The 8256-nt window shown below is 32.4% G+C and carries 6 protein-coding genes, 2 tRNA genes and 2 rRNA genes (1 of these 10 cut by a window edge); 1 reads left to right on the top strand and 9 read right to left on the bottom strand.

The annotated features are described in order from the left end of the window. The 4 genes from ACTTAO_RS04360 to ACTTAO_RS04345 all read right to left on the bottom strand — a co-directional run. A 23S ribosomal RNA gene (locus ACTTAO_RS04360) occupies nucleotides 1–67 on the bottom strand (it extends 2686 nt beyond the left edge of the window). 130 nt (nucleotides 68–197) lie between these two features. Next, nucleotides 198–273 (bottom strand) — tRNA-Ala (locus tag ACTTAO_RS04355). A gap of 12 nt (nucleotides 274–285) precedes the next feature. Further along, nucleotides 286–362: transfer RNA gene (locus tag ACTTAO_RS04350), tRNA-Ile, on the bottom strand. A gap of 98 nt (nucleotides 363–460) precedes the next feature. Then, nucleotides 461–1935 (bottom strand): 16S ribosomal RNA (locus ACTTAO_RS04345). Together the 16S and 23S rRNA genes with 2 tRNA genes alongside form the textbook arrangement of a ribosomal RNA operon. A 338-nt stretch (nucleotides 1936–2273) precedes the next feature. Between ACTTAO_RS04345 and ACTTAO_RS04340 the strand changes: the two genes are divergently transcribed. Next, nucleotides 2274–3566 carry a peptidoglycan DD-metalloendopeptidase family protein gene (locus tag ACTTAO_RS04340; protein WP_440691039.1) on the top strand — a complete coding sequence of 431 codons (1293 nt, stop codon included), beginning with the start codon at nucleotides 2274–2276 and terminating at the stop codon, nucleotides 3564–3566. Here ACTTAO_RS04340 and ACTTAO_RS04335 read toward each other — a convergent pair. Genes ACTTAO_RS04335 through ACTTAO_RS04315 form a run of 5 tightly spaced genes read right to left on the bottom strand, consistent with a single transcriptional unit; the run spans nucleotide 3563 to nucleotide 8244 of the window. After that, nucleotides 3563–4003, bottom strand: a complete 441-nt coding sequence (locus tag ACTTAO_RS04335) for a DUF4167 domain-containing protein (protein ID WP_440691037.1) — start codon at nucleotides 4001–4003, stop codon at nucleotides 3563–3565. The genes ACTTAO_RS04340 and ACTTAO_RS04335 overlap by 4 nt on opposite strands. An 11-nt stretch (nucleotides 4004–4014) precedes the next feature. Continuing rightward, nucleotides 4015–4857, bottom strand: a complete 843-nt coding sequence (gene prmC / locus ACTTAO_RS04330) for a peptide chain release factor N(5)-glutamine methyltransferase (RefSeq protein ID WP_440691035.1) — start codon at nucleotides 4855–4857, stop codon at nucleotides 4015–4017. Further along, entirely contained in the window at nucleotides 4858–5931 is a 1074-nt protein-coding gene (prfA, locus tag ACTTAO_RS04325) for a peptide chain release factor 1 (RefSeq protein WP_440691033.1), read from the bottom strand. Further along, nucleotides 5928–7028 carry a flavodoxin-dependent (E)-4-hydroxy-3-methylbut-2-enyl-diphosphate synthase gene (gene ispG, locus ACTTAO_RS04320; protein ID WP_440691031.1) on the bottom strand — a complete coding sequence of 367 codons (1101 nt, stop codon included), beginning with the start codon at nucleotides 7026–7028 and terminating at the stop codon, nucleotides 5928–5930. Before ispG ends, prfA begins: the two co-directional genes overlap by 4 nt. 4 nt (nucleotides 7029–7032) lie before the next feature. Next, complete coding sequence (locus tag ACTTAO_RS04315) at nucleotides 7033–8244, bottom strand: aspartate kinase (protein WP_440691029.1); 1212 nt, start codon at nucleotides 8242–8244, stop codon at nucleotides 7033–7035. Nucleotides 8245–8256: the final 12 nt, after the last annotated feature.

Raw genomic sequence — 8256 nt, 5'->3', positions numbered from 1 at the left:
AGTATATCACGTCCTTCATCGGCTTTCAGTGCCAAGGCATCCACTACACGCCCTTAAACGCTTGATTTATGCACAGAAAAAAATTCTGTGTTGAATCAAATTTTTATTTTGAACATTAGCTAATAACATTACTAATGTTCGGATATAGATATTGATATTAATTATTATTTTTTACAATTTTATATAACTAAGTGTTTTGGTGGAGGATAGCGGGATCGAACCGCTGACCTCCTGAATGCAAATCAGGCGCTCTCCCAGCTGAGCTAATCCCCCATGATCTTAAATTGGTGGGCCGAGAAAGACTCGAACTTTCGACCCCACCCTTATCAAGGGTGTGCTCTAACCAACTGAGCTACCGGCCCCTATGCAAAGAGAAACACTACTTTAAGAAGAGAAATGAGGACGGTCAACATTACCTGTATATTATTTAGAATGAAATTTTACTTTCATTCATCCTTAGAAAGGAGGTAATCCAGCCGCAGGTTCCCCTACGGCTACCTTGTTACGACTTCACCCCAGTCGCTGACTATACCGTGGTCAAGGGTTTTAAGCCTTGCCTTAAGGTAGAACCAACTCCCATGGTGTGACGGGCGGTGTGTACAAGACCCGGGAACGCATTCACCGTGGCACGCTGATCCACGATTACTAGTAATTCCAGCTTCATGCACTCGAGTTGCAGAGTGCAATCCGAACTGAGGTATCTTTTAAGGATTTGCTTGACCTCGCAGTCTTGCTTCCTGTTGTAGATACCATTGTAGCACGTGTGTAGCCCAACACGTAAGGGCCATGAGGACTTGACGTCATCCCCACCTTCCTCCAGCTTATCACTGGCAGTTCTTTCAGAGTGCCCAACTAAATGATGGCAACTAAAAGTGAGGGTTGCGCTCGTTGCGGGACTTAACCCAACATCTCACGACACGAGCTGACGACAGCCATGCAGCACCTGTGTTTCGTCCGGCCGAACCGAAAACTCTAATCTCTTAGAGTCGCGACGAACATGTCAAGTGTTGGTAAGGTTCTGCGCGTATCTTCGAATTAAACCACATGCTCCACTACTTGTGCGGGTCCCCGTCAATTCATTTGAGTTTTAACCTTGCGGTCGTACTCCCCAGGCGGTGTGTTTATCGCTTTCGCTGCGACACTGAAAATAAATTTCCAACGTCTAACACACATCGTTTACGGCATGGACTACGAGGGTATCTAATCCTCTTCGCTACCCATGCTTTCGTTCCTCAGTGTCAGTAATGATCCAGAAAGCTGCCTTCGCAATTGGTATTCTTTCTAATATCTACGAATTTCACCTCTACACTAGAAATTCTGCTTTCCTCTATCATACTCTAGCTGAAAAGTTTTAATGGCAGTTCCAGAGTTAAGCTCTGGGATTTCACCACTAACTTTTTCAACCACCTACGAACTCTTTAAGCCCAGTAATTCCGAACTACGCTAGGTCCCTTCGTATTACCGCGGCTGCTGGCACGAAGTTAGCCGGACCTTCTTATTCGGGTACAGTCATTTTCTTCCCCGACGAAAGAGCTTTACAACCCAAGGGCCTTCTTCACTCACGCGGCATCGCTGCATCAGAGTTTCCTCCATTGTGCAAGATTCCCCACTGCTGCCTCCCGTAGGAGTTTGGGCCGTGTCTCAGTCCCAATGTGGCTGATCATCCTCTCAAATCAGCTATTGATCACAGTCTTGGTAGGCCATTACCCCACCAACAAACTAATCAAGTGCAGGCTCATCCAATGGTGCATAAAGCTTTCTCCGTAAAGACTTATCCGGTATTAGCACAAGTTTCCTCGTGTTATTCCAGGCCAAAGGGTAGATACCTACATGTTACTCACCCGTCTGCCACTAAGTATTGCTACTTCGTTCGACTTGCATGTGTTAGGCGTGCCGCCAGCGTACGTTCTGAGCCATGATCAAACTCTCAAGTTTAAAAACGGCGCACACTAGCTTCCATATAAATTCTAAGAATAAAATTTATATGTGATTGAAGTGTGTACGACAAATTTTTGGTAACCTTAACCGTCCACACTTCTCTTCTTAAATTTTAACTTTTAAAATAGCTAATTGAGCAAAAAAAGGCTCAATAATCCTCACTAATTTATTGTGTTAACAATAATTTTATTGAGAAAGTTCAGTGCTTATAGGCTAAAAATAATGGAAATCAAGCATTTAAGAATAAATATTTAAATAAAAACACGCCATTTTAAGGGCTTTTTTTTGATTTTTAACACTGTCTAAACTAATAATTGTGTTCGCTTAAATATAAAATGTTAAAAATTCTATTAAGTAAAACAAAAAAAAACTTAGAAATTTTTGGCTTAGTTTTATTGATTCTTTTTACTGCTATCTCCACTACATATTTTAATTCAACAAAAAAAGAGAAGTTAGAAATCTATAATAATTTTGTTGATAACATTTACTTTAAAAAAACACTTACACACATAGTTGAAAACCTTGAACCAAAATACAAAAAAATAAAACATAAAATAAAATCTGGTGAAACATTTGATAAAATTTTAGAGAATTATCTAGTACAAAAAAAAGAAATATTAGAAATAAAAAAAGCTTTAAAAAAAAAAGTTAATCTTAATAAATTAAATACCAGACAAATTATTGAGTTCAGCTTAGATAAAACTAATAATCAAATAAATGAATTTACTTTTCAAATATCAAATAAACAAAAAATATTTTTAGTAAGAGACAATTCTGATAATACTTTTAATGATGAAATTATTTCAATTAAATTAAATAAGAAAATAGTTTACAGAGAAAATTTAATTTTACAAAGTCTATATAAGGCTGCAACAGATGAAAAAATACCAGCAAATATAATAATTGAATTTGCTAGGATATATGGTTTTCAAGTAGACTTTCAAAGAGATATAAGAAAACAAGATAAGTTTCAAATAATGTATGAAGTTTTCCTTAATGATAAAAATGAAATCATTGAAACAGGAGAAATACTTTTTGCTAATTTAAAATTAAGCGGTCAAGATAATGGGCTTTATTATTTTGATAAAGAAGGAAGTGAAGGACATTATGATAAAAATGGTAAGAGTGTTAAAAAAGCTTTAATGAAAACTCCAATTAATGGAGCAAGACTTTCATCACCTTTTGGTATGAGAAAACATCCCATAGATGGATATAATAAAATGCATAGAGGAACTGATTTTGCAGCACCCACAGGAACACCTATTATGGCATCTGGTGACGGTGTTGTAAAAAAAGCTGGATGGTGTGGTGGAGGTGGTAATTGTGTAAAAATAAGACATAATTCAACTTATCAAACAGTGTATGCCCACATGTCAAAGTTTGCTCGTGGCATTAAAGCAGGAGTAAGAGTAAAACAAGGTCAAACAATTGGCTACGTTGGTTCCACAGGTAAGTCTACTGGACCTCATTTACATTACGAAGTAATTATAAATGGAAAAAAAGTTAATTCTCAAAAATTAAAACTTCCCTCAGGTAAAATATTAAAAGGTAAAGAGAGAAAATTATTTGAAACTAATAAAATTAAACTGGATGTTCTTAAATCAGAAAAAATTATAGGTTTGAATTAATTAGCCTCTGCTGGTGTTTCAGTTTGAATATCTAAGTTAGAATTGTCTTTTAAATTTTTTTCAGAAACATCAATATTTTTTGATGGCCTACTTATTTCTTTTTCATTTTCATCAGATTTCTCTTCTAAATTTCTCTCTTTTTTGAAGCTTTCTCTTTCATTTAGTATTCTTGTAAAATGATCAGCATGCTGAAGATAATTTTCAGAAAGAATTTTATCACCGTTTGACAAAGCCTCTCTAGCTAAATCATTGTACTTTTCGATTAATTTTGGTGCATTGTGATTGTTTCTGCCTGGAGACTTTCTTTTGAAATTATCACCATTAGAAAAATTTGAACTAAATTTCTGCCTGTCACCATTAGATTTAAAATTTCTATCGTTTCTTCTAAAATTATTTCTTCTATTATTGTTATTACTGTTATTCCTAAATGTTACCATGATTTAAATAATTATATTTTTGTGCAAATTATGCATCGATCATTATAAGCAAGATCTTTTAGAGCACTATTTATATAAAAACCCTCTTTATTTAATAATTTAATTACTTTATTTTTTTGATCAAAACCAATCTCTAAAATAAATTTACCATTTTTTTTAATCAGCTCAGATGATTTTTTAATAACTTTTCTGATTTCTGATAAACCATCTAATCCACCATCTAGTGCTATTTTCGGCTCAAACCTAGCAACTCCTTTATCCAAATATTTTATTATATGTTTTTTAATATAAGGAGGATTAGAAACAATCAAATCATATTTGCCCAAACTAAATTTGTCAACATTAGATTTATATAATTTAAGTCTATTATGTACTTTTAAATTAGTTGCATTCATATAAGCTATTTTTAAACAATTTTTGCTTATATCTATTCCTGTTCCATAAAAATTTTTTCTCTCTTTTAATATGGACAAAAGTATACATCCAGATCCTATGCCAATATCTAAAATACTAAGTTTACTTTTATTTTTTGTTAAATTTAAAATATTTTCAACAATTAGCTCAGTATCAGGACGAGGTATTAAAGTATCTTCTGTTACAAAAAATTCTGAATTCCAAAATAACTTTTTATTTGTCAAATGCGATACCGGCTTACCTTTAGACCTTTCATTAATTAGTTTTTGAAAAAAATTTAAATTTATTTCTTCTATTTTTTCTTGAGAATTAAGTATTAAGTATTTTTTATCTTTATTAATTGCTTTTGACATTAAAATTTCTGAATCTAAATAAGGATTTAAACAAAATTTATCTTTTAAAATTTGAGCCCCTTGAGTTATTGCTGATTGAATATTCATTTATTTTAAATTATTTAAACTTTCTTCTTGTGCTTGCAGTGTAAGTGTTTCTATCATTTCATCAAAAGCTTCACCTTCTAGAAATTCTTCTAATTTGTGCAAAGTTAAATTTATTCTGTGATCTGTAACTCTACCCTGTGGAAAATTATAAGTTCTAATTCTTTCTGATCTATCTCCAGTACCAATTTTAGTTTTTCTATCTTGTGATCTTTCTTGATCAATTCTTGATCTTTCAAGTTCATATAATCTTGCTCTTAAAATTTTCATTCCTTTTGCTTTATTTTTATGCTGCGATTTTTCATCTTGTTGAGAAACTGATAAACCAGTTGGTATATGAGTTATTCTAACAGCGCTATCTGTTGTGTTAACTGATTGTCCACCTGGGCCACCTGCTCGAAAAACATCAATTCTTAAGTCAGAGTCGTTTATTTTTAAATCTACTTCTTCAGCTTCAGGTAATACAGCAACAGTAGCCGCAGATGTATGCACTCTTCCTTGTGTTTCGGTATCTGGAACTCTTTGAACTCTATGTACACCACTCTCATATTTTAATGTTGAATATATATTGGTACCTTTAATAGATGCAATTACCTCCTTTAGACCTCCTGCATCACTTCTTGAAATAGAAATAAGTTCTAACGACCACTTTTTTTTATGACTTACTTTTTCATACATTTTGAAAAGGTCTGAAGCAAATAAACTTGCCTCTAATCCCCCAGTTCCAGCTCTTATTTCTATTATTGCATTTTTTTTATCTGCTTCATCTTTTGGTAGTAGGAATAATTTTAATTTTTTTTCATTGATCTCATGTTGAGATTTCAAATCAACAAGTTCTAACTCAGCCATATTTTTTAATTCTTTATCTGATGAGTTATCCTCTAATATTTTCTCTAATTCTTGTTTTTCATTTTCGAACGATAAATATTTTTTAGCATTTAAAATTATTTCATTAACATCTGAATATTCTTTTGACTTTTCAGCAAATACTTTGTTATCTAAACTTCCTGATGATAGGTCTTTTTCAAGTGTAGAATGTTTTGTAATTAATTCTTCAATAGTCTTTGTTGGTATCATTGTTTATTTTCTAATTCAGAGGCCTTTTTTTCAACTTCTTCTACGACTTTATTAACTATATCATTAGTAGATACTTTTTCACTTTGCACTCCAGATAAATAGAGCATATTATTACCTTTTCCACCTCCAGTTATTCCAATATCAGTTAAAGCAGCCTCACCAGGTCCATTCACAACACAGCCAATAATCGACAGGGTAATTGGAGTTTTTATATGAGATAATTTTTCCTCTAAAATTTTAACTGTATCAATCACTTGAAATGCTTGCCTTGCGCAAGATGGGCAAGAAATTATTTTAACTCCTCTATTTCTCAATCCTAAAGATTTAAGTATTTCATTTCCAATCTTAACCTCTTTTACAGGATCATCTGATAAAGAAACTCTTAATGTGTCACCTATTCCATCTAATAGCAATGAACCTAGTCCTATTGAAGACTTAACACTTCCTGATACAAAACTTCCAGCCTCAGTTATTCCAAGATGAAGAGGATAATCAGTAGTATCCGAAAGCTGTCTGTAAGCTGCAATTGACAAAAATACATCAGAGGACTTGACGCTTATCTTGAAATTAAAAAAATCTTGATCCTCTAATATTCTAATGTTTCTTTTTGCGCTCTCTACTAATGCCTCGGGGCATGGCTCTTTATACTTTTCTAGAATATCTTTTTCTAGAGAACCTGCATTAACTCCTATTCGAATTGAACAATCATTATTTTTTGCTGCGCTTAAAACCTCATAGATTTTATTTTTATCGCCAATATTTCCAGGATTTATTCTTAAACACTTTGCTCCATTTTCTGCAGCTTCTATAGCTCTTTTATAATGAAAATGAATGTCTGCAATTACAGGTATTTGAACATTTTTTGTAATTTCTTTTAAGGCTTTTGAAGAGTCTTCATCTGGACAGGAAACTCTTACTAGGTCAGCACCCTCTTCATGAATTTTATTTATTTGTTCTATAGTAGCTGAAATATCTGTAGTCAAAGTATTGGTCATTGATTGAACTGATATTGGATTGTCACCACCAACTTTAACATTACCAACATTAATTACTTTAGTTTTTTTTCGATTTATATTTCTAAATGGTCTTATGTTCATAAGTTTAATCTAGTTTAAATTCTTTATGAAGAGCAGCTATTGCTTTTTTTACATTTTTTGATGAAACTAATACTGAAATTTTAATTTCAGATGTTGATATAACTAAAATGTTTATTTTTTCTGAAGCTAAGGCTTGAAACATCCTGTAAGTAATTCCAGGTGTAGTAATCATCCCAACTCCAATTATAGAAACTTTGGAAAGATTTTTATCAAAAGAAAGTTTTTTATAAGATATCGATTTATTTTGCTTAATTAATTTCTCGGTTTTTTTTAAATCATCAGATTTAATTGTAAAAGTTAAGTCAGTATCTTTTCCATTTTGAGAAATATTTTGTACAACCATATCAACGTTAATTAAATTTCTTGATAGTGGTCTAAAAACTGAAGCAGCGACACCAGGTCTATCTTTAACTCCTACAATTGTAAACTTAGCATCATTTTTAGTTGAAGATATGCCAGTAATTATTTGATCACTAAATGCTTTTTTAGAACCTGTTATTAATGTACCTGGTTTATTAACAAATGAAGATTTAACTTTAATATCAATGTTATTTAACTTTGCATCTTGAACTGATGTTGGTTGCATCACTTTTGATCCTAAAGATGCCATTTCTAACATTTCATCATAAAATATTTTTTTAATTTTCTTTGCTTTTTTGTGTTGTCTTGGATCAGTAGTATAAACACCATCAACATCTGTATAAATAATACATTCATCAGCTTTAATAAATTTTGCTAACATGATTGCAGTGGCATCAGAACCACTTCTTCCTATTGTGGTAATTCTATTTTCATTATTAATTCCTTGAAAACCAGTAACAATTGGAATCCCACCTTGTTTCACATAATTATTTAATTCTTTCGTAACTATCTTGTTAATTCTTGCTCCAGAATAAGGTCCATCAGTAATTATTGGTAATTGCCAAGAAACCCATGACCTAGATTTAAAACCATCATGAGTAAGTCTTCCTGCAATTAAAGCACATGAAACCTGTTCTCCAGTGGAGACAAGTGCATCATACTCAGATCTGCTAAAATTATTACTAATTTGCTTCGATTTTTTTACAAGCTCATTGGTAACTCCACTCATTGCTGACGAAATCACCAAAACTCTATTTTTTTTCTTTTTATAAGCAGCTATAATTTTGCATACTTTTTTTATCCTATCGATACTACCAACAGAAGTTCCGCCAAATTTTAGTACAACAGTTTTCATGATCAGTTGAAT

Source organism: Candidatus Pelagibacter sp. HIMB1782 (assembly GCF_052047475.1).
Lineage (GTDB): Bacteria > Pseudomonadota > Alphaproteobacteria > Pelagibacterales > Pelagibacteraceae > Pelagibacter.
This window is presented reverse-complemented; position numbering and strand designations above follow the sequence as displayed.

Bases quoted from the DNA above. Each gene is read 5' to 3' on its own strand.
- ispG (WP_440691031.1), bottom strand. From the start codon at position 7,028: ATGAACATAAGACCATTTAGAAATATAAATCGAAAAAAAACTAAAGTA.
- prfA (WP_440691033.1), bottom strand. From the start codon at position 5,931: ATGATACCAACAAAGACTATTGAAGAATTAATTACAAAACATTCTACA.
- ACTTAO_RS04335 (WP_440691037.1), bottom strand. From the start codon at position 4,003: ATGGTAACATTTAGGAATAACAGTAATAACAATAATAGAAGAAATAAT.
- ACTTAO_RS04340 (WP_440691039.1), top strand. From the start codon at position 2,274: ATGTTAAAAATTCTATTAAGTAAAACAAAAAAAAACTTAGAAATTTTT.
- prmC (WP_440691035.1), bottom strand. From the start codon at position 4,857: ATGAATATTCAATCAGCAATAACTCAAGGGGCTCAAATTTTAAAAGAT.
- ACTTAO_RS04315 (WP_440691029.1), bottom strand. From the start codon at position 8,244: ATGAAAACTGTTGTACTAAAATTTGGCGGAACTTCTGTTGGTAGTATC.